15 protein-coding genes are annotated in these 23,317 nt (G+C 40.4%); 9 read left to right on the top strand and 6 right to left on the bottom strand.

Features of this window, described 5'->3' with window-relative positions:
• Positions 1–299: 299 nt before the first annotated feature.
• The 3 genes from FD50_RS10360 to FD50_RS10350 form a co-directional block, all read right to left on the bottom strand.
• Positions 300–1,202 carry an ROK family protein gene (locus tag FD50_RS10360; RefSeq protein ID WP_056961525.1) on the bottom strand — a complete coding sequence of 301 codons (903 nt, stop codon included), beginning with the start codon at positions 1,200–1,202 and terminating at the stop codon, positions 300–302.
• 75 nt (positions 1,203–1,277) lie between these two features.
• Positions 1,278–2,276 carry a LacI family DNA-binding transcriptional regulator gene (locus FD50_RS10355; RefSeq protein ID WP_056961523.1) on the bottom strand — a complete coding sequence of 333 codons (999 nt, stop codon included), beginning with the start codon at positions 2,274–2,276 and terminating at the stop codon, positions 1,278–1,280.
• A gap of 13 nt (positions 2,277–2,289) precedes the next feature.
• Positions 2,290–3,780 (bottom strand): sucrose-6-phosphate hydrolase, encoded by a 1,491-nt coding sequence (locus tag FD50_RS10350; RefSeq protein ID WP_056961521.1) that lies wholly within the window; start codon positions 3,778–3,780, stop codon positions 2,290–2,292.
• Between the two features lie 217 nt (positions 3,781–3,997).
• On the opposite strand from FD50_RS10350, the gene FD50_RS10345 reads away from it, so the two are divergent.
• From FD50_RS10345 to FD50_RS10335, 3 genes are all read left to right on the top strand, one after another.
• The gene (locus tag FD50_RS10345; RefSeq protein WP_056961519.1) at positions 3,998–5,962 is read left to right on the top strand and encodes a sucrose-specific PTS transporter subunit IIBC; all 1,965 of its coding nucleotides are present in this window, start codon (positions 3,998–4,000) and stop codon (positions 5,960–5,962) included.
• Positions 5,963–6,439: 477 nt separating this feature from the next.
• Positions 6,440–7,366 (top strand): FAD:protein FMN transferase, encoded by a 927-nt coding sequence (locus tag FD50_RS10340; protein ID WP_056961517.1) that lies wholly within the window; start codon positions 6,440–6,442, stop codon positions 7,364–7,366.
• 106 nt (positions 7,367–7,472) lie between these two features.
• A complete protein-coding gene (locus FD50_RS10335; protein WP_056961515.1) occupies positions 7,473–9,902 on the top strand; it encodes an NAD(P)H-dependent oxidoreductase in 2,430 nt (809 codons plus the stop codon).
• 158 nt (positions 9,903–10,060) lie between these two features.
• Here FD50_RS10335 and FD50_RS10330 read toward each other — a convergent pair whose 3' ends face one another.
• On the bottom strand, positions 10,061–10,885 hold the full coding sequence (locus tag FD50_RS10330; protein ID WP_054757597.1) for a glycyl-radical enzyme activating protein: 825 nt from the start codon (positions 10,883–10,885) through the stop codon (positions 10,061–10,063).
• Between the two features lie 157 nt (positions 10,886–11,042).
• On the opposite strand from FD50_RS10330, the gene FD50_RS10325 reads away from it, so the two are divergent.
• The 3 genes from FD50_RS10325 to FD50_RS10315 all read left to right on the top strand — a co-directional run bounded on the left by FD50_RS10325 (position 11,043) and on the right by FD50_RS10315 (position 15,103).
• Positions 11,043–11,792, top strand: coding sequence for a DeoR/GlpR family DNA-binding transcription regulator (locus FD50_RS10325; protein ID WP_056961513.1), 750 nt, complete (start codon positions 11,043–11,045; stop codon positions 11,790–11,792).
• A 133-nt stretch (positions 11,793–11,925) separates the two neighbouring features.
• Positions 11,926–14,382, top strand: a complete 2,457-nt coding sequence (locus tag FD50_RS10320) for a glycyl radical protein (protein ID WP_082610520.1) — start codon at positions 11,926–11,928, stop codon at positions 14,380–14,382.
• Positions 14,383–14,404: 22 nt separating this feature from the next.
• A complete protein-coding gene (locus FD50_RS10315) occupies positions 14,405–15,103 on the top strand; it encodes a fructose-6-phosphate aldolase (RefSeq protein WP_056961678.1) in 699 nt (232 codons plus the stop codon).
• Between the two features lie 479 nt (positions 15,104–15,582).
• On the opposite strand, the gene yidA is transcribed toward FD50_RS10315, so the two are convergent.
• Positions 15,583–16,389, bottom strand: a complete 807-nt coding sequence (gene yidA, locus FD50_RS10310; RefSeq protein ID WP_056961511.1) for a sugar-phosphatase — start codon at positions 16,387–16,389, stop codon at positions 15,583–15,585.
• 446 nt (positions 16,390–16,835) lie between these two features.
• Here yidA and FD50_RS10305 point away from each other — a divergent pair, with 446 nt between their 5' ends.
• The 3 genes from FD50_RS10305 to FD50_RS10295 all read left to right on the top strand — a co-directional run bounded on the left by FD50_RS10305 (position 16,836) and on the right by FD50_RS10295 (position 21,973).
• The gene (locus tag FD50_RS10305) at positions 16,836–18,506 is read left to right on the top strand and encodes a glycosyltransferase family protein (protein ID WP_056961508.1); all 1,671 of its coding nucleotides are present in this window, start codon (positions 16,836–16,838) and stop codon (positions 18,504–18,506) included.
• Between the two features lie 36 nt (positions 18,507–18,542).
• Positions 18,543–20,297, top strand: a complete 1,755-nt coding sequence (locus FD50_RS10300; protein WP_056961506.1) for a hypothetical protein — start codon at positions 18,543–18,545, stop codon at positions 20,295–20,297.
• Between the two features lie 125 nt (positions 20,298–20,422).
• Positions 20,423–21,973 (top strand): hypothetical protein, encoded by a 1,551-nt coding sequence (locus tag FD50_RS10295; RefSeq protein WP_156653539.1) that lies wholly within the window; start codon positions 20,423–20,425, stop codon positions 21,971–21,973.
• 261 nt (positions 21,974–22,234) lie between these two features.
• Here FD50_RS10295 and FD50_RS10290 read toward each other — a convergent pair whose 3' ends face one another.
• Positions 22,235–23,236, bottom strand: a complete 1,002-nt coding sequence (locus FD50_RS10290; protein WP_056961502.1) for a LacI family DNA-binding transcriptional regulator — start codon at positions 23,234–23,236, stop codon at positions 22,235–22,237.
• Positions 23,237–23,317 lie beyond the last annotated feature (81 nt).

Here is a 23,317-nt window from a genome sequence, read left to right as displayed (position 1 = left end):
AAACGTGTTCCATAAGTCAAAATTCCCCGTCTAACTTCGAATTACTCATAGCAAAGAACTCGCTATGTTCGTAATTTCGCGTTAGCACTCAAATTTTCCCGACTTATGTCGCACTCTCCCTCTATTTGTTTCATACGGGCTTTGTTTTATGGAGACATGTTTGAACTTATAAATAAGAACTCCGGCTGGTTTAAAACATGATTTTAGCATAATTAAAAACTTCAGTTAGGAAACTGTATAAAATCAATGCTTCTAACTAGAGTTAACGTTAAAATTTATAGAATCTTGACCTACATAAATTAAGCGTTTGTAGCTTTAGGCTGAGCACTTTTCTGATATTCAGCCAATGCTAGCGCCAAGGATCCCATGATTGCAGAACCGTTATGGGGAACTTTCGGAGTTACAATATATTGCTCAAGATCGCCCACTGCTACATAGTCGTTTAAGAGTTTTTTGAAATGGAGCCGCACCTTTTTTAAGAAGGCTTCACTGGAGACGCCACCGCCGATTACAATCTTGCTAGGACGTAAAGCGAGGGTAGCCTGCATGACTCCTTGAGCCACATAATAAGCAATGATATTCCAAGTAGGATCAGTTAGTGGAACATCTTGACCAGCAATGCCTAAACGCGCTTTAAAGGTCGGACCGGAAGCTAAGCCTTCAAGACAATCACCATGATAAGGACAGATTCCCTTAAAATTAAGATCAGCAGAATGCCGCTTTAGATAGACATGTCCAAGCTCTGGGTGACCTTCGCTTCCAACAAGTTTGCCATCAGTGACTATTCCAGCACCGATTCCTGTGCCAACTGTATAGTAGGCGAGGGATGAAAGCTGCAGTCCTGCTTTTTTATAAGCAATATATTCACCATATGCCGAGCCGTTAACATCGGTAGTCCAGGCAATTGGAACTGGAAAGGAAGCTTGGAGTTTATTGACAAAATCAGTATCTTTCCAGCCAGGTTTAGGCGTATTTGTAATGTAGCCATATTTGGGTGAACTTTTGCGGATCTCAATTGGTCCAAAAGATGAAACTCCGATAGCCTTTAGATCCGCAAATTTTTTGAAGAAAGCGAGCGTTTTACGCAATGTTTCTTCTGGGGTAGTGGTAGGGAAGGTGACTGATTCTTGCACCTTGAAATCTTCATTGCCTACAGCACAAACAAATTTTGTACCTCCGGCTTCTACGCTTCCTAGTAACATCTGTAAGTCCTCCATATTTTGGAATTATTTTATTTAAAGTTAAAGATTGCTTGAAGGCAAATATTTTTTGATAACCTACTCTTCAAAAGGGAAAGTTGAGCGGTTACGCAATAGCTTGACTGGTAGGACATAGCGCATTTGTTCAAGGGGTTTATCGGGTTGATCAATCCGTTGCACTAAAATGCTGACCAGTAATGATGCAATGTCGTGAATCGGTTGAACAATCGTCGACAACTCTGGATTATATTCTTGAACAAACGAAGTCCCATCAAAGCCGATTACTTTTAGTTCTTGTGGAACAGAGATTTTGAGTTCTTGAGCTGCTCTTAAGACTAAGATGGCAGTTAAATCATCCGTACAGACGATTCCATCGGCATAACGTTTGGCCAACAATTTTTTGATCGAGAGTGATTTAAGTGTTGGAGATTCTGTAAAATTGATGGTATGCACGTGTGTTGTTAACTGAAGCTTAGCGATGGTTTTTTGATAACCTTGCAGGCGCAAATCTGTCGGATTACCAGTTTGATGCGGATCACCGAGAAAATAAATATGGCGTGCGCCTGCTTGATAAAGTTCTTTGGTGGCAAGAGCTGCTCCCCGAAAGTTGTCGCTGCTAACGATGGGAATTTTATCTGAAAACAAACGATCGAATGAGACAATTGGCAAACCTACACGGTTATACTCATCAATTCCAAGGTTATGCGCACCTGCAATAATGCCGTCAACTTGATTAGCAATTAGCATGCGCAAATAGTCGCGTTCTTTTTCCCGATTATCAGCACTATTACATAAGATGATCTTATATCCTGAATTAAATAAGCGATTTTCAATTTGTTCTACTAATTCTGCAAAAAAAGGATTAACGATTGAAGGAAAAATCACTCCGATCAAATGAGTTTTCTTTCCATGCAAGGACCGCGCCAGCGAATTGGGCTGGTAGTTCAGCTCTTTCATTGCACGAAAGACCTTATCCTTAGTTCCTTGGCTTAAGTACCCGTAATTATTGATCACGCGGGAAACTGTCGTCACTGAAACACCTGCTTTTGCAGCAACATCATTCAGTTTTGGACGCACTTGCAAGTCTCCTTTAGCTGTTAGTTTTGGTTAAGTTCCACCAAGAACCATTATAGGTGATTTGCGCTTGTCCTGCCAGAGTGATTGCGGTCTCATCTTTGGTGGGAAAGACCCGCATGCTCAAGACCCTTTGACCATTGTTGATAAAAATCTCACAGACTGAATAATCTACAAAAACATCCAGTACAAGCTTTTGGTGCGCTTCAAGTGGCACGCGCCGAGTTGTACCATATTTTTGCGCGAAGGCAAGACCTGCTTGACTGCGATCAACTGTTAAAGAAGCATTTTCACCGCTTGAAAAATCAATTTTTAAGCCATGCTTTTTCTGTATATCTCTAAAGAGGTATAAAGTACCTGTTTGATCAGCTGAAAATGTGAGTTCTAATTCATAGTGTTTTCCTGGTGCACTGGTAAGAATTGTTTCAGACGCAGCCGTGCGTCCCGTTAATGGCTGCGGTTGTTGGCGTAAAGCTCGAATTGCAGGAACAGGTTGTTGATAAAGTTGCCCATTTTCCAAAGAAAGCTGTTTAACCTGTGTTAAGCAATGTGCCCAGTTTTCAGAATCAGTTGGATATTCAATTTCAGGCAATCCAAGCCAACTGATCAAGTAACTTTGTCCATCAGGAGCTGTAAATGCTTGGCTGGCATAAACGTCAAAACCATAATCTAGCTGAGATAACGGCGCTGCGGGTGTAAATTCACCTTTTTCAAGATTACAGTTGCTGCCGATCAAATACATGTTAGGATAAATATTTTGGTAAGCCGCAATTTCTGGATCCAGACCTTGCGGACAAAAGATCAAGACAGGCTGTTGTGCAACAAATACAAGGTTAGGACATTCAATCATATAGCCTAAACTTTTTTGCGCGAAGTTGAGATAACCAAGATCTTTCCAATCGTGTAAATTGGTTGAAGAAAAAACTGCAATCTGACCACTCTGAGTTGCCGCATCTTGAGCACCAATCAGTGCATAATATTTGTCATCCTTTTGGAGTAATTGCGGATCCCGGAAATGATCAGTTGTATGTTGGGGCTGGGTAATTAAGGGCTTTTCTAATTTGGTCAGTTGATTATTCTGATTGAGCCAAGCTCCGTTTTGATATGGTGAGCGAATCCAGTCAGAATCGCGCACGTTTCCAGTGTACATTAAGAATAACTTGTCACCAATCACGCTTGCTGAACCAGAGTAGACCCCGTGACTATCGAATTGCGTACTCGGTTTCAGTGCGGTTCCCAAATTTTGCCAATGAACTAAGTCAGTGGAGACCAGATGAACCCATGATTTAAGCCCATGGACCGGTCCAAAAGGAAAAGATTGGTAAAAGAGGTGCCATTGACCGTTAAAAAATGAAAAACCGTTGGGATCATTTAAAAGGCCAGAAGTTGGGGCAATGTGATAACTCGGACGATATGCCGAAGCGGCAGTTTGAGCCTGCAATTTCAGCAGATACTCGGCGTCCCACTTGTTATACGGCAAATAACGTTTACTGCGTGTCCATTCCATAATAACAACTCCCTAAATTGAAAACGTTGTCTTTTTTTCTTTTATAATTGTACTCTGCCTGTTTTTTTGTGTCAAACGAATATCATCAAATAATCTTTTACTGTTGAATTATTTTTGGCTGAGATAAAAATATGTGATAAACGATTGACATGTGTGAAATATTAGGTATGATATAAACAGTAATTATATAAAACGTTTTCAAAAGGAGCTGTTAACTATGGATTACAAAAAGGTAGCAATCGACATTATTAAAGCAATTGATCAAGATAATATCATTGCTGCAGCCCATTGTGCTACCCGTCTACGGTTGGTCTTAAAAGATGATACTAAGATTGACCAGGCGGCTTTGGATAATAACCCGGGAGTCAAAGGAACCTTCAAGACTAACGGGCAGTATCAAGTAATTATTGGACCTGGCGACGTTAACTTTGTTTATGATGAATTAATTAAGTTGACTGGATTAAGTGAAGTTTCAACGGAGGATTTGAAGAAGGTCGCAGAAAACGGGAAACGCTTTAATCCTGTAATGGCTTTTATTAAACTCTTATCTGATATTTTTGTGCCGATTATTCCAGCGTTAGTGGCTGGTGGTTTATTAATGGCTTTAAATAATATTCTGACTGCGCAAGGACTTTTTGGTGCAAAATCTGTGATTCAGATGTATCCGCAATTTAAAGGCTTGGCGGATATTATCAATATGATGTCAGGAGCTCCCTTTACCTTTATGCCAATTTTGGTAGGGGTTTCTGCTGCCAAACGTTTCGGTGGAAATCAGTATCTGGGTGCGGCAATGGGAATGATTATGTGTGCACCATCGCTAATTACTTCCGGTGATGCAGCTGCGACAATGGCAGCTGGGAAGATGGCATATTGGCATATCTTTGGGTTGAATATTGCTCAAATCGGGTATCAAAATTCTGTGATTCCGACTTTGGCAGCTGTTTATCTCTTAGCTAATTTAGAGAAATTCTTCCATAAAAAACTACCAAGTGCATTGGACTTTACTTTCACACCATTACTTGCAATTATTATTGCCGGTTTGTTGACTTTTATCCTTGTTGGACCCGTGATGCGTAGTGTGAGTGATGGGATTACTAATGGAATTGTATGGCTTTATAATATTGGCGGTTTTGTTGGAACTGGTATTTTTGGATTGCTCTATTCGCCAATTGTACTAACAGGACTGCATCAAAGTTTTCCAGCAATTGAAACGCAGCTGATTTCGAATATTGGAAAAACAGGTGGAGATTTTATTTTTGTAATTGCTTCAATGGCAAATGTTGCTCAAGGTGCCGCTTGTCTGGCTGTTTATCGATTGTCAAAAAATCAGAAAATGCGGGGGTTAGCCTCTTCAGCTAGTGCTTCAGCATTACTGGGGATTACGGAACCAGCGATGTTCGGGGTTAACCTTAAACTAAAATTCCCATTCTTTTGTGCAATTATCGCAGCGGGAGTTGCCTCAGCTTTTGCGGGCTTCTTCCAAGTATTGGCACGTTCTTTAGGATCGGCTGGTTTTATTGGTTTCTTATCGGTCGATGTGAAGTCGATTCCAATGTATATCGTGGCAGAATTACTTAGTTTTGTCGTGGCATTTGTTTTAACGTATCTTTACGGAAAGAAAAATGCACACTTAGTTGATCCGGTTCCTGTAGCAAGTGCTTCTGATCAAACGAAGGTGGAGCAAAAAGCAGCCACGCTAGCAACCAAGGAATTAAAACTAAATGATGAAGTAATTGGCGCTCCGCTCACTGGGAAGGCAGAATCTCTGACAGAGGTTAATGACAAGGTCTTTTCAGCAAAACTAATGGGAAGTGGCGCAGCAATTGTGCCTGCAAGCGGTGAGATCTTTGCGCCCGTCGCTGGTACGATTACTGTTGCCTATGAAACTAAGCACGCCTATGGAATTAAATCTGATAATGGTGCAGAAGTCTTGTTGCATATTGGAATTGATACTGTTGAACTTAAAGGAAAGTTCTTCGAAACAGAAGTAACTCAAGGGCAAAAAGTGACTAAGAATCAAAAACTAGGGAGTTTTGATCTTGAAGGGATTAAGCAGGCTGGGTTTGATCCAACTGTCATGATAGTTGTTACTAACACTAATGATTATGCAAGTGTCGAAAGAATTAAAACGCAGGAAGTCACGCAGGGGGATCAATTGGTTTCTGTAACAGTTCGCAACTAAGGAATCAAGCATGCATGCGACTCACTAATTTACTTTGAGTTAAAATAATTTTAATTTAGACGTCTGAATAAAGCATGAAATAATGATAGGGCTGGGTCAAAAATTAACTTTTGATCCAGCCCCTCTTTTATTCCGAATAAACGTGTTCCATAAGTCAAAATTTTCCGTCTGACTTTCCAATTACTCATAGCAAAGTACTCGCTATGTTCGTAATTTCGAGTTAGTACTCAAATTTTCCCGACTTATGTCACACTCTTTTGCTAATTTATTCCGAAGAACTTGACTGCCCAAAGCATAATTTTCAGCTAACTTTAAATTATGCATAGCTAAGTATGCAATGGAGATCCCTGAGTAACTTTTAAGATGCTAAGGTGTCAGAAGAGGCGATCATTTTAAGAGCTTATTTTTGAATCCTGGATTATATTAATTATTGTAAGGGCTTTAATGAGGGACTAGGAGTAGCTGGGGGGAGTTTGGATGTTAACACATACCTATTATGGATTGGGGACCGTAATTAACTTAAGTGTTGCGGCACCTGCAAATGAAACTGATATTGAAGCGGGATATGAGCTGATTAGAAAATTTGAAAAAAAGTTGACAGTAAATCGTGAGTACTCAGAAGTGGTCGCGATTAATAATGCGGCCGGGAAACATGCCGTGATGGTCTCTAAAAGCACCTATGAATTAATCAAGCTAGCTGTGCATGCTAGCCAATTGCAAATGGGGTTCAATGTTGCGCTTGGACCACTTGTTAAATTATGGGGAATTGGTTTTAATGACGCCCAGCTACCTGAAGCGGCGGATATTAAAAAGCTCCTGCATGTCTTGTCGCCGACTAAGATCAAGTTGGATGATGCGACCCAGAGCGTTTTCTTGTTGGAACCCCAGATGCAGCTTGATCTTGGGGGAATTGCGAAGGGCTATATTGCGGATGCTGTTGGGATCTTATGGCGGCTTCGCGGCGTTCAACAGGGGATCATCGATCTGGGTGGAAATCTTTTATTAGTTGGTGAGGGACCGCATCTAGGTCGCTGGCACATTGGAATTCAAGATCCGCTCAGAAAAAGGAATATCCCAATAGGAAGACTTACAGTACATGCGGGAGCGGTGGTTACCGCTGGAATATACGAACGTGTTTTAAAAGCACACGGGAAAGAATATCATCATATTTTTAACGCCCAAACAGGATATCCGGTCACAAATGGTCTTTCAAGTGTAACCCTTGTTAGTCCACATTCGGTAGATGGAGACTTATGGACTACCTTAGCATTTTGTCAAGGTGCTACACGCGGTAGACGTTTAATTGAGGATCAACCTGAGTTAGAAGGTGTTTTTATACAGCAAAACGGAGAAGTTACGCTGACAAGCGGATTGAAAGAAAGCTACCGCGCATTTAATTACTGAATTTTTATAAAATGAATACCTGTCTTTGAGTTGAGTATTTCAATATATGTGATACTATGAGCATGTAAGCGGTTGCTGCGGTGTATTTAGAATGGAGGAATAGTTGATGAAATTGCTGACAATTGTTGGTAGCAATGCTAGTGTTTCGTATAACCGACTCTTATTGAAGTATCTGCAACGTCACTTTGCGGATCAAGCGGATTTTGAATTGCAGGAAATTAGAGATTTGCCGTTGTTTAATGAGGATTTACTGCAAGCTTTTCCTCAAGATATCAAAAAATTAATCACTAAAGTTGAAACTGCGGATGGGTTAATTATTGCAACTCCGGAATATGATCACTCGATGACAGCTGCATTAAAAAGTGTGCTTGAATGGCTTTCAGCTAGTTATCATACTTTGAGAGGAAAACCGGTAATGATTGTGGGCGCATCTTATGGGGCACAAGGTACTGTGCGTGCGCAGATGGATTTGCGACATGTACTAGATTCTCCTGGAGTTGATGCATATGTCCTTCCCGGAAATGAGTTTATGCTGCCTAATTGTAAAACCGCTTTTGATAGTAACCAGAATCTCAAGGAACAAAAGACGATTGAATTTTTAGAAAAATGTTTTCACAACTTTGTCAAATACGTGCAGTTAGTTAACAGTACTAAAGAGGAGGCTAAGACAATGCCTGTTGCCAAAAATATTAGGTGGGATGCCACTTACGATGTGATTGTGCTGGGCTTTGGTGGAGCGGGAGCGACTGCGGCCCGTTTTGCTGCAGATGCAGGGGCGAATGTTTTGTTGGTCGATTCGGCGCCTGAGGGTCATGAAGGTGGAAATACACGGTATGCTGGCCAATTAGTAGGCGCTGGCGATGATTTTGATGCTTTAAAGCGTTACTACCAGAATTTAACGGCGCCATTTGCTTTGGATGAAGAACTGGTCAACACTTATGTTGAAGGTATGGTTAACATGCGAGCGTATTTTAGAAAGTATTTAGGGGTGGAACCCTTCAGTGTTGCTCATGATTGGGATCATAATAAACTTGATCTGTCGGAAATGGTTCATGAATTCCCAGAATATCCTGGAAATCAAGCTTATGACATGTTGTTGGTGCATGATGGGCTGCTTGATAGTGCATTATGGAAAAACTTGCGCCAACAAGTTATTGCGCGCGCAGATAGGATTACAGTTTGGTTCAGTTCACCAGGCAAACATCTGATTCAAGCTGAGAAAACTAAAACTGTTCTAGGCGTCCAAATTGAACGTGACCATGTTTTAGTAAATATTCAGGCTAAAAATGGAGTAGTCATGGCTGTCGGCGGATTTGAAAATAATCAGCAGATGGTTCAGGATTATCTAGGAGCACCGCGGTTAACACCATTAGGCTCAATGTATAACAAGGGTGACGGCATCAAAATGGGCTTAGAGGCAGGCGCTGATTTATGGCACATGCACAACTATGAGTCCTTAGGAATCTATCATGGAATGTGCGTTAGTGTTCCCAAAGGCGAACGAGGTCAGCTTTTACTAGCCCCTTGGAAGGAGCTTTTTACCGGAAGTATTTTTGTAATTGGTGACGATGGCACGCGTTATTTCAATGAGGCAGAGGCTAATCGACACGGGCATATTTATGATCATGGGACTTGGCGAGTACCTGCAGCCAATGCGCATCCTTATGCAATCTTTGATCAATCACAGCTGGAGATTTTCAAAAAAATGAAAAAGCTGCCAGTTGCTAATTTTTATGAAATGATTATTAAGGGTGATTCATTGGCAGAGTTAGCTAAGTTAATAAAAGTTGATGCGGCTAAATTGAAACAGACACGTGCAGACTTTGATCACTTAGTAACAATTGGGTATGATTTTGCTAATCACCGCGAAATTAAAACAATGCAACCTTTTGGAGAAGGTCCATACTATGCATTGCCGCTTACGCAAACTATGTTAAATACGCAAGGCGGACCGCGGCACAACTCTAGATGTGAAGTCCTTGATCCCTGGGGGAAACCTGTGCCGCATCTGTATGCTGCGGGTGAACTTGGTGGCATTAATACTAATCAGTATCAAGGGGGGAACAATCTGGCAGAGTGTTTAATCTTTGGCAAGATTGCAGGTGAAAATGCCGCACGTCCTAAAGAAATAAGTAGGTCTACTCCAGCAACCAAGGAGGATGAGGTTTCACTGACAAATTCGTCTGTTTCAAGCTTGGAAGACATGTCTGATGTGACGCAACAGGAGGAACATTATGTTGTGGGGGCACACCAATATCTTGGTAAAAGTGACGCCGGAATGGGAAATGAAGTAGTTGTGCGAGTCACTTATGATGCTGGAAAAATCGAAGAAATCGAGATCCTTAAGCAAAGTGAAAGTGGTGATGTCGGAGCAAAAGCACTCCAAGAATTACCGCGAACAATGATTAGGGAAAATTCCTATGCAGTCGACAGCCTTTCAGGGGCTTCCTTGTCAAGCAGTGCGTTAAAAGCTGCGGTCAAACAAGCAATTGACAAAGCCAAAAAAGCAGAACACACACAAATTAAGACACACTAATTAGTTATATTTTAACGAGTAATGCGATGCGCGTGCAGCGGGGGATGAGTCAGCCCGAGGCACGCTTTTTGGTTACAAAATTGTGTTCAACTTAAATCAGGTTTTTCGCGTAAAGCTATTGTTTAGTCCTTAGAAGTTGGACATGGATGTTCACATTTTTACCAGCTGTTAATCGTGGTTTGGATGCCAGCATCTTCCAAAACAGTCTTATAATCTGTTAGGTCACTAGCCTGAAGCTGAGGTTGCTTTTTCAGTGCATACTGACGGTGAAGATCTGCATATTTTTTTAATCCAAATTGATGGAAGGGTAAAAGTTCAACGGCATTAACGCCAATCTTATTGAATAATCTGCCAAATTGGGCAGCATCCTTTAAGGTGTAATTGAAGCCAGGAATAACAGGGATGCGGACATGGACATTTATTCCGGCAGCGACGGCGGTTGCCAAATTATTTAAAATTACTTTGTTTGTACCACCGGTTCCAGCACGGTGTTTTGTAGGATCCCATTGCTTACAATCGTAATACATAAAGTCGATGTACTGCATAAACTCTTTAAATATTTGCGGACGTGCATCACCAGTTGTTTCACAGGCAAGGTGCAAATGTGCAGCCTTAATAGCTTTTGAAAGTTCAATCGCAAATGGTGCTTGAAAAAGGACTTCTCCTCCTGAAAGAGTTACACCACCGTGAGATTCTGCATAAAATGCTTTATCCTGCAAAATGATCTTCATGAGGTCATCCACTGTCCAGTATTTACCGACAGTAATATTTTGCTGCTTACTTTCATCATACATAGATTCTGGATGTCGTGCTTGTGATTCTGGATTTGAACACCACTTGCAACGTAAGGGACAACCTTTGAAAAAAATAACGGTTCTAATTCCTGGACCATCATTTAAACTGAATTTTTGGATATTAAAGATTAGTCCTTTATGAAGCGCTTTCTTTTGATCAAGATGTAGTGTTTGGACAGTTTTAGCCATTATAAATGTTCCCCCATTTCTTTTTGTTTATTTTTTCACTAGTTGATTATAGCACCTTTTATTTCTAACGCAACTTATTATGGTTTCTTTAGGAAATGGAATTGGTGCTGAGAAAAGGGTAGAATACAAAGTGAGAAAATTGTTTTGGAGGGAAACTATGAATCAATCGCGAATGGATTACTTATTAAAAATTGTGAATGAGCAAAAAAAAATAGAGGTTAGTAAACTCGCAGGGCTACTAGGCGTTTCTAAGGTAACAATGCGTAAGGATCTAAGTGAATTGGAAAGGAGAGGTTTGTTACGAAGGCAACATGGATACGCCATTATCAACAATAGTGATGATCTCAGCTATAGATTGGCACAGCGATATGAGATCAAACTACGCATTGCAAAAGCTGCTGCAGAACTTGTATCAGAACAAGAAACCATCATGATCGAGTCGGGGTCAACGTGTGCACTCTTAGCTGAACAATTGGGTAAGCAAGGGAAAAACGTTACAATTATCACAATTTCATACTTTATTGCAAATTATATTTCTCAATATAACAATTTACATGTCATTATGTTGGGCGGAAATTATCAACCTGACTCGCAAGTAGTTGTTGGTCCGCTTGTCAAACAAACGCTTCAAGGATTACGAGTTCAACGGTTGTTTGCTGGCACGGACGGTTTTGACGCTCATCAAGGCTTCTTTGGTAATGACATTATGCGCACAGAGACGGTTAAAGCAATGGCTCAAAGGGCACAACAACTAGTGATTTTAACAGATGCCAGTAAATTTATTAAAGCGAGTTTAGTGCAGCAATTTTCGTTAGATGAAGTTGACCTTGTAGTGACGGATAAAGGGATTAATCAACTGGCAAAAGACAGCCTGAGTAGTCATAAAATTCAAGTATCTGAAGTTTAAACTAAAATGATCAATTTAAAGATAGATGTGCTTTAAGAATTTTTAAATGAAAACCCTTGCATTTTATTGTGAAATTGTTATTATGATTTCGTAAGGAACTATTTTTAATTTCAAATGAAAGAAGAGGACGCGGATGCAGGCGAAAACGATGACGGGGTTACAAGCAAAAACCGGAACGCACACTGAGGAACATTTTGGTAAGTTAACAGCAAAAATGAAGCGATATCGTAACGCTATTTTGGATGCAAAACCTTATGTTGATGCACAACGAGCAGTCCTTGCAACTGAAGCCTACAAGGCACATCGGCATGAACAACTTGATATTTTACGTGCCAATGTTTTGAAACACATTCTTGAGCATATGACTATTTATATTGAACCTGACACTTTTTTGGCAGGAAATCAGGCGCGGGCAAATCGTTGGGCTCCAGTTTTTCCTGAGTATTCAATGAACTGGGTAATTGATGAACTGGAGACTTTTGAAAAGAGACCAGGTGATGTTTTTTATATTACGGAACAGACAAAAAAGGAGTTACGAGAAATTGCTCCTTTTTGGAAAAATAATACGCTTGAGGATCGAGGATTAGCGGCTTTTCCTTCTAAAAGCCGGGTCTTTTATGACTTGGGTATTATTGGAGCAGATGGCAACATTACTTCTGGGGATGGGCATATTGCCGTTGATTATCAAGCAATATTGCAACATGGTTTAGAGTGGTATGAAGAACGTGCTCAAACCGAACTGGAAAAACTTGATCTGACAGATTATGAACAGCAAAAGAAGTCATATTTTTACGAAGCAAGTCTGATCACGCTTGATGCTGTAAAAGAATTTGCGCAACGTTACGTAAAACTTGCAAGACAAGAAGCACATCAGATGACTAACAAGATGCGAAAGAAAGAATTAGAACAGATTGCTGCTGCATTAGAACGAGTTCCTTATGCACCTGCACGTAATTTTAGAGAGGCTGTTCAATCTGTTTGGTTTATCCATAATATTCTTCAGATTGAATCAAATGGACATTCCGTGTCCTATGGTCGGATGGATCAATATCTGGACCCTTACTACGAAAAAGACTTGAAAGCAGAAAAAATTACACCAGAGCAAGCAACAGAGCTGCTTACAAATTTATGTTTGAAGACTCTCACAATTAATAAAATTCGTTCTTGGGCACATACGGAATTTTCGGCAGGAAGTCCTTTGTATCAAAACATTACTATTGGTGGGCAAAATGCTGCGGGGAAAGATGCAACAAACAAAGTCTCATATCTGATTCTACGTGCAATTGTGCAAGCACATTTACCACAACCGAATTTGACAGTGCGCTATTTTCATGGCTTGAGTGACCAATTCATGCGAGAATGCGTGGAGGTTGTCAAACAAGGAATCGGAATGCCAGCCTTTAACAACGATGAAGTTATTATTCCTTCTTTTATTGCTCGCGGTGTAAAAAAGGAAGATGCATATAATTATAGTGCAATTGGGTGTGTAGAAACTGCGGTTCCTGGAAAGTGGGGGTATCGTTGCACTGGTATGAGTTTTGTCAACTTTCCAAGGACGTTGTTGATTGTTATGAATGGGGGCATTGATCCTGAATCAGGTAAAAAATTATTACCAGACTATGGACACTTTGTTCAGATGACATCATATGAACAATTATTGACTGCTTGGGATAAATCTTTGCGTGAAATTACACGTCAAAGCGTAATCATTGAAAATACATGTGACATGGTGTTGGAGCAAGGCTATCCAGACATTTTGTGTTCGACACTGACCGCTGATTGTCTCGGACGTGGGAAGACTATCAAGGAAGGTGGTGCAATCTATGATTTTATTAGCGGTTTGCAGGTTGGAATTGCAAACTTGGCTGATTCGCTTGCAGCTATTAAACTGTTAGTTTTTGAGAAACATCAATTGACACCTAAACAGCTCTGGACTGCTTTGCAAAATGATTTTGCAGGTGAAAAAGGAGAGCAGATTCGTCAATTATTGATTAATGAGGCACCCAAGTATGGAAACGATGATGACCGCGTTGACCAATTGTTAGTTCAAGCATATCAGCCCTATATTGATGAGATTTCTAAATATCACAATACACGTTATGGGCGTGGGCCAATTGGAGGAGGACGCTATGCAGGAACCTCATCAATCTCAGCTAACGTGGGTCAAGGTCATAGTACGCTTGCAACTCCAGACGGACGGCATGCGCGTACGCCACTGGCAGAGGGATGTTCACCTGAACATGCACTTGATATTAATGGACCAACAGCAGTCTTTAAGAGCGTAGCTAAACTGCATACTAAGGAAATTACAGGAGGAGTGTTATTAAATCAAAAAATGTCTCCTCAAATTCTGCGCAGCGAAGAAAATTGCATGAAACTGGTGGCTTTACTACGCGCGTTTTTTAACCGCCTGCATGGATATCATGTCCAATACAACATTGTTTCACGTGCAACTTTGATTGATGCACAAAAGTACCCTGAAAAGCATCGCGATTTAATTGTACGCGTGGCGGGGTATTCAGCCTTTTTTGTAGGACTTTCTAAAGAAACACAGGATGATATTATTGCACGGACTGAACAAAATCTTTAATGCAAGAAAGCAGGGTAAAAAAATGGAATTTCTATTAGATACAATTGATTTAGCTGCTATCAAGAAATACACTGCAGCGCTACCAATTACAGGAGTAACTTCAAATCCAACAATTGTTAAGAAACAAGGGAAGATTGATTTTTTTGCACATATGAAAAAGGTCAAAAAATTATTGGATGAAGATGCCACCTTGCATATTCAGCTAGTTGGACAAACTGTCGAGACTATGTTGGCTGATGCGGCCGCTATTTTTGAACAAGTCGGACCTGAGACTTATGTCAAAGTGCCGACGACATTGACTGGCTTGAAGGTGATCAAACAGTTAAAGGCCGCGGGGCATAATGTAACTGCGACTGCGATCTATACTAAATTTCAAGGATTATTGGCTATTGCTGCTGGAGCGGATTATATTGCCCCTTATTATAATCGGATGCAAAATATGGATCTTGCTGCAGCTCAGGTAATCACTGAGTTAGCACAAGCAATTGAAAAAGAACATGCTGATACAAAGATTCTAGCAGCCAGTTTTCATAATGTAGATCAAGTTGTAACTGCATTGGCACATGGAGCCCAGGCCGTTACACTGGGACCAGAGATCATTGCAGCGGGGTTGGATCATCCTGCAATTCACCAAGCAGTGACGAATTTTACTGCTGATTGGGAAAGCCTCTTTGGAAAAGGCCAAACGGTCGCAGGTTTGCTACATTCCACTGTGAAATAGGGCCTGACACGGATGTATTCTGAGGTCAAAGTTTTCCATCTAACTTAGTAAAGCACGCGTGATATTCATAATTTCGCATTATGACATAAAGTGTAGCAACTAGTGTCAGACACCCTTCAAATATTGACGGCGTAGTTATAGTAAAATGCACATCCGCGTACAAAAAAGTGGAGAGTGTGACATAAGTCGGGAAAATTTGAGTACTAACGCGAAATTACGAACATAGCGAGTAATTTGCTAGGAGTAATTCGAAGTTAGACGGAGAATTTTGACTTATGGAACACGTTTATACGGAATAAAAGCGGGGCTGTGACAAAATTTAACTTTTGTCACAGCCCCTTTTTCATGTCTCCACAAGTTGGAAGGTGAACATCAAGGGCACGTGTAGTCGTCTGAATTTAAATAATTAAAAAGGATCCTTGGAATGCACTGCTTTGTAAGCAGAGTTGTCGCTTGTTTTGCGTACTTGTGCGTGGTGTTTAAGCATGCAAGGCATACTTTTTAATTGCAACAGCCACACCGTCGTGATCGCAGTCTGTCGTGATCGCTTGTGCGACCTCTTTTAATTCTGGAATGGCATTGCCCATGGCCACACCCAAACCAGCAAATTCTAGCATACTTAAATCATTTCCCCCGTCTCCAATTGCCATTAGGTTCGCAGCAGTCATATCGAGCAAGGTGCAGAGTTTCTTGAGGGCACTTCCTTTGGTGACACCTTTAGCGTTGGCTTCATAATAAAATGGGGTGCTGCGGGTGAAAGTTACACGGTCGGTCAATTGTGCAAAGTCACTATAGTTTTTGAGGGCAGCATCGAGGACTGCGGGTTCGTCAATGAACATTGCCTTAATCAGTTTGATATGCTGCATTTCCGCAGGTGTTCGGTATGAGATTCCAAGTGATACTAGCCTTGACTCATAAACAGTATATTTGCCCAGATCGCGATCAGCTGTATAGATTCGATCTTTGCTGATTGCATGAAAATGCAGTCCTTTTTTGCGTGCTAAGTATTCCAGGTCAACATAATCAGAATAGCTTAGCGGAGCAGCAGAAAGAACTTTGCCACTTGTAGTTTGAACCAAAGCACCTCCAAAGCCCACAACATATTGATCATCTTGTTCTTCCAATCCTAGCTGGTGTAATAAAGACACAACTCCTGACAAAGGACGCCCGGTACAGATCACAACCTTAATTCCGCTCTTTTTAGCTTGGGCGATGGCTTGCTTAACTGCGGGAGTCAACTTCTTTTCTGAATTAACCAAGGTGTCATCAATGTCAATTGCAATCATTTTAATAGCGATAGTAATTCCTCCTCAAAAGATCTCTAAGGATTTTAAGACAGTACAGCTAAACTTTAAGAACTCAGTTTCGCTGTAGTATATCCCTATTTTAATAGTAGGTTAAATCCTTAAGCTCATTTTTCTTCAATCTTACCATAAAAAGTTTGAATAGCCGGGATTAAAAAGAGAGCACTATTTTGTGTGCTATCGTATGAAGCTCAAGTTAATGCTGTGAAAATATTAACTATTTAGTCTGTAAAACTTCAGAGTTTCTTCATAAAATATCGTTATTATGAAAAAAGTTAAATGGGTTTTCATTAGTTTCAATCATACGTTTTGCGAGGGCTGGAGTAAAAAAGTGAACCGGCCTCTTTAGCGTAGCATAACATGCTTTGAGTTGCTGATAAGCACAATTTTGAAAGCTATTTTTGAACGTACAAGGAGATTTAGTTGGTGTGAAATTTATTAAAAATGTAAGTAATCATCTGTCATTGGTGAAAGTAGTCCCAGCTTTTTACATGCTTTTTTTTGCTTTGATGACAACTATTCCCGCTTTTACAAAGGGAATGTTCAAGTTGAATTATGATGGCCAATTTCATTTGGCTCGTTTTCAATCAATCTATGAGGCGCTTGCACATGGACAACTGCCACCGCTGGTGAATTTAATTGGTTTGAGTCAGCATGGACTTGCAGTTAACGGGATGTACCCTTGGCTGACGGGATTAATCTTTGTGATTCCCAAGTTCCTAACCAGCAATTATTTACATGCTCTTTTTCTAGGATTTATTTTATTAAATTTGGTAACCATGGCAAGCTGCTACTTTTTGTTAAAAGCAATCATTTCCAAAAAATGGGTGCGCTTCTTAGGTGTAGCGTTATATCAATTTAATGCATACCATCTCAGTCTAATGTATTCGCGCGTTTCTTTAGGTGAGGCGCTCGCATATGCCTTTTTACCAATTGTATTGCTCGGCTGTCTCAAAATTTGGAAGAATGCTCCTTTTGGTTGGGCTTATCTTGGATTAGGAATGGGACTGATTGCCAACACGCATGTCTTATCGTTGCTCTTGGCTGTAATCATGCTGTGTTTGTTTGAAATTGTGCGCGCATTTAAGCGTGAGCTGAAGCTTGTTGAGTTGAGTGCCTTGCTAAAAGCAGGAATTGCTGCAATTTTAGTCGCATTTTATTCACTAACCAATATTTTTCGTTTGTCTGCTGCCAATAGCATGATTAATCCCAGTGGACCATGGCTGACAATTAAACCGGAGGCACTATGGACGGCACTCTTGAACAACACGATTAACGAAGATCCGCTTAGTTTTAACATGGGACCGCTGCCCACAGCGCTTGTACTGATTTTGACGATCATGCTGTTTTTGAATAAACGTGGTCATTGGCGAATTTGGGCTGGTTTGGCATTCACAACTTTTATAATGACCTTTAGCTGGTTTCCGTGGCAATTGGTTGGTTCCCAGATTCACTTCTTTTCCATTCAATTTATGGGACGCGTGCTAAGTTTCACTTCTCTTTTTCTGACAATGGCAGTTGCAAGTTATTTTGAAGAAGAAAGATTCAATCATCAAATATTAAGTTACTGTACAGTTGCTCTCCTACTAATCACAGGTGTTAGTGCAGTTCATACTTATCATAGTACACAGACTAATGACGGGTACAAGATCTGGGCGAACTCTGCTCAAATCAAAGAAAGTATCTTTCATAGTTTTCTAAGTTCAGACTATGCACCAACCATTAGTAAAACCAACCGGCAGTCAGCCTTAGTACTTAGCCAAGGGGTTACCCTGCAGGCAAAAAAGCAGACATATAACAAAATGCAGTTGCGGTTGACTACCAAAAGCGAACGGTATTATCAGTTACCGCTTGCTCGGTATAACGGGGTGCACTATCAACTTGTAATTAACGGAAAGAAAATTAAGCGTTTGACGGAAAAATCATTAACGGTCTTTTTGAAAAAGGGGAATAATACGCTGACGCTTTCAAGCACAGCGGCAGGAACGGACTATTTGAGTTTGATGGTCTCAGTGTTGGCATTTTTATTGACCATGGGAATAATAGTAAGACCTAAAGAGCTCAGCTGGTTTTTAAAGCAAAAGTTTGCAAAAAAATGATAGTAATTGTTCGGAAGCTAAAGGGGGAGTTTACGCGTGACAGTTAGTTGGCAAAGAGCTCGTAATTCGGTAATGCTCAATCTTTTATTTATCTTATTAGCAGTTATCAGTGTGTTTGTTTTTTTCAAAGGCGGCACAATCTATGGTGGAGGAGATCTGACTTTCCATATCAATCGGATTGAAGAACTGGTCAATGCAGTTAAAAATCACAATTCATTCTTAACGTTGTTCAGTTTTACCACTTTTAACGCAGTCGGGAGTGCAAATCAGCTTTGTTATCCGAATTTAACGTTGTTGCCGTTCGTACTTTTTCGTTTGCTGCTTAAAAATCCGATTACGGCATATTACTGTGGGGTTATTTTCTACACATATTTAACTTTTGCATGTGGCTATTTTTCCCTAAAACGCTTCAACGGCAAAACAAGACAAGCCATTACCTTTGCACTCTTATATGGCTTTTCGCATTATCGTCTGGTAGACATCTTTACCCGCTTTGATCTAGGAGAATGGTTAGCACTCACATTTTTGCCACTTGTCTTTTTGGGAGTATATGAAGTCTTATTTCGTGATTATCACAAGTGGTACTACCTTGTTTTGGGAATGACACTAATTATTTATTCGCATATTTTGACCTTTGTTCTGACAGCTGGTCTAATTGTGCTGCTGGCATGTGTGAGTTTGGGATGGCGAAAAAAAGAACTTTTACCAAGAAGTGGAGCGCTGCTTGGAGCTGGAGCGGCAACGTTGTTACTCAGTGCGGTTGAACTTTATCAGATCATAATTGTCTACCACGGCAATGTTTTGTATACACCAAATAACAAGGCAGGCTTTTGGAGTTCAGCCCTAGGATTACATGAAGTTTTTGAGTTGCCATGGGCTAACAATATTGCTAATTACATGGGAATCCTCTCCTTGCTGATTCCGTTGCTGTTCTTGCTGTGTATTAGAAGAGCAAAATTATTTTACAAGCTGTGTTATGGTTTGTTGTTGCTTTCGTTAATAGTATCTTCCAAGCTTTTTCCGTGGTTCTTATTTAAGAACACCCCACTAACAGTGATCCAATTTCCGTGGCGTTTTCTGCTGTATTTTACATTCCTAAATGCTTTGATTGGTTCACAACTACTGGAAGCTTTCTGGGAACACACTAAGATACGCCGCTTTGCCAAGTTAGGTTATCCGCTGTGCTTGTTATTGATTGTCATCCTTGGAGTTACGAGTCTGCGGAATTTTAAACAGCTTGAGAGTAGTAATCAAGTGGTTGCCAATCCCCAAAATATTAGTCATGGGTGGCCTGCATATCATATTTTTAATGCTGACAATTACAAATTATTATTAAAAAATAATCTTAATTTTATTTACGTTGATTACTGGCCGCAAGAAAGTATTACTCAAGCACGCAGTTTAGCGCAAAAAGAAGTCACGCGGAGGGGAACAGTCATTGGTAAACTTACATGGACTTCTTTTGAGAATGATGTAGTAACGGGATCCTTTACCAGCAAAGTAAGTGGCAGCGGTGCACTGCCAGTGTTGTACTACGGACAGCAGTATGAGATAAGCCTAAATGGCAAGGTGGTTGCATATACTGCAAGCAAGCAGGGAACCTTGCAGCTAAAGGAGATTCACGCAGGACAGAATAAAATTAGTTTGAAGATCAAAACAAATCCGCTAGTAACTGTTTTTAAAATCATTAGTATCTGTGGCTGGATTGGACTGTGCCTGTTTCTAAGCTTGCAATGGCTAAAGCGCAGCGCAAAGTCAGTGAACGCTGGTTTCATTAATTTTAAGGAGTGAGGAACATCAAGAAAAGTATTAATTTTTTTAGAAATGATTTAGCAGTCTATTTCTTTTTTGCGCTTCTCAGCACGGTACTGATGCTGCCTTTTTATAAACATAATCTTTTGAATGCTGGCAGTGATATGCAGTTCCATTTAAACCGGATTAATGAGATCTATCAAAATATGAGGAATGGCGGATTTTTTCCCTATCTTTCGACTTATTCTTTTAATCATATGGGGACTCCCCTGAATTTGCTCTATCCAGCTCCGTTCTTGTTTGTTTTTGCAGCGTTGCGTTTTGTGATTAGTAATCCTGTGACTGCGACGTATGCTGGAATTAGTCTTATTATTTTTGCAGCCTTGAGCGTGACGTATTTTACGGGGATGAAGTACTGGGATAAACAGCGGCGCAAGAGCCTTCTGTGTGCTCTTTTTTATGGATTATCTGCTAGTTACTTTGAGGTTATTTTTCAAAGCTTTGATCTTGGAGAAGCTTTTGCAATGATCTTTTTACCACTTGTTATTTATGGTACCTACAGCCTCTTCTTCAGAGACAAAGCTGAGTGGGTATTGCTGGCGCTGGGAATGTCTGGGGTGATCTATTCACATGTTCTTAGTACGGTAATCTATGTCTTTTATGCACTAATCATTCTTGTAATTGCACTTGTTGCAGCTAGAGCTAAGGTTAGACAACGGTTGCAGTCTTTACTTTATGCCGTGCTTTTAACCAGCTGTTTAACTGCCTTTTTTATCGTAGGTTTTGTGACTACCATTTTAAAAACACATCTTGCAATTACACAAGTGTTTGTGTTAGAAGATCATACAGACGGCTTGGGAACTTTACTTGTTAACAGTTTGAACAACGAACAACTTGGAATCTTGCCTTTATTTTTTATATTTTTATTGCCACTTGTTTGGCGGAGGCTGAAGACTGAAGCTAAGGTAATTGCAGGTATCGGCTTAGGAACCTGTTTGTTGGTTACTCCAGCCTTTCCATGGGGGATGCTACAAAACACCCCCTTTGCTTTTATTCAGTTTCCAACCCGCTTGTTAGTTGTTGCCAGTTTATTTTTAGCGGTAACAATGGTTAATGTGTTTGCAGTTTTGCAGATTTCAGCAAAGAAAAAGCTAATTCCAGTATTTTTATTACCGCTGCTACTGTTTAGCGGCAACACGTATCTTTTCTTTAACAGTACAAAGAATCAACCGCTAATTAATTATCAGCCCAATGCAAGCCGAAAAATGCCCCTAATTAACTTTCAGGTTGGTTCAAAAGACTTTAATAATTTGTTGGGGTACAACGCAGGGGTCGGATCTACAGACTATTGGCCACAAGGCAGCTCGAATTATGCCGCTGAATTATTTGCCGGCACAGCATTAATTGATAATAAAAAGGTCCAAATTGAGCGTTCGCTGCAACCTAATGGTGCAACCTTTGAAGTCTTTGTTGCTAAAAAGGGAAAAGCGGTCGATTTACCAATGTTAAACTATCATACTTACACTGTGACGATAAATGGAAAAGTTGTCAGCTACACTAATTCGAAGCGAAATACAATCAAAGTTAAGTTACAGCATGGAAAAAATCAGATCAAAGTCACGTATCAGCCAACTGCATTATTGGTTTGGAGCAAATACCTTTCACTTCTGGCAGCATTAGGAACGATATGGTTACTTTTTAAAAAAAGAAAGTGAGTATGTAATCGCTGAAGATTAACTAAGTACATGGGTATTCAGATGTGTGCTTGATTACAAGCGTTGCTATTTAACGCATATCTAAACGGGAAAATCCAACCGATAGAAGCCGTTGAGGTGCACTAAAAAAGAGGGATGGGGTCAAGTTAATTTTTGATCCGGTCCCCCTTATTTTTGGTTTAAGCAAGTCAGAGGAGGAGGGATGCTAACCGTTAAGAGATAGTCACAAAAATGTTCTTTTCAAAAACAGACTGTGGTCTCTTATTTTTTGACTGCAAGCACACTTTTTCTTTCTGTAAGTTCGCTTTGAGTGTATGTAATTCCAGCGGCATTTTCTAATAGGCGTTCAAGCCCAACATAGCCCATCTTGTAAAAGTCCTGGGTAACGCTTGTGAGTGGCGGTTGCACGATTCGGCAAAGATCTGTACCGTCAATTGTGACAATTGAAAGTTTTTGGGGAACGGGAATTTTTAAAGCAGATGCACGGTTCAAAATACCAATTCCAACCATGTCGCTGCCAGCAATCACGGCAGTTATTGGTAATTCCGAATTTTGGGCATAGGCATCCAGCGCGGCGATACCTGCTTCGTAACTGTAGTCGCCTGCTTGAACCCATTCCGAATGAGCTGAAAGCTGATTTTCTGCAAGTGCTGCTTGATAGCCAGCTAGACGCAGCTTCCCAGTATATGAGTCGCTGAAGTCCAAACCAGCTAATCCAATCCGGCGATGCCCCTGGCGAATAAGGTAGCTGGTTGCAAGATAACCAATTCCATGATCGTTTGAAGTAATGCAGGGCAAAGCTGTATCTTGAAAAGTGATCGAAATAAAATAAAAGGGAGTGCGTGCTGATTTTAGAAGTGTAAGGTTTTCTGGTGAAAGATCGACAGATAATAGTAAAATTCCAGCTACTGAACGTTCAAGTGCGGTCGTAAGTGCTTTTTTCTGGGCGCGTGCGTCACGATCACCAGCATAGAGGATAATAACAGTTTTTCCAAGTTCATCAGCTTTATCTTGAATTCCCTTGATAATCGAATCAGAAAAATTAGTTTTGGTTGAATTAATAAGTGCGGCGATGACATTGCTTTTTTTGGTAACCAGTTCGGTTGCGGACATATTTTTCTTATAACCCAGTTCTTTGGCAACCTGATTAACTTTAGCGGCTGTTTTTTCACTAAAGAAGCCTTTTTTATTAGAGAGCACCCGTGAGACAGTGGCAACTGAAAAGCCAGTTGCTTTTGCGATATCTTTAATTGTTGCTTGCATAATTATTAGACCTCATTAGTTATCAGAGTATTTATATTGTTTATTCTACAGCTAACAGCGTCAGAAAGCACTAGAAATAAG

Source organism: Liquorilactobacillus satsumensis DSM 16230 = JCM 12392 (genome assembly GCF_001435195.1).
Taxonomy (GTDB): domain Bacteria; phylum Bacillota; class Bacilli; order Lactobacillales; family Lactobacillaceae; genus Liquorilactobacillus; species Liquorilactobacillus satsumensis.
The sequence above is the reverse complement of the archived record's forward strand: the minus strand, read 5'-3'. Positions and strand labels throughout refer to the sequence as shown.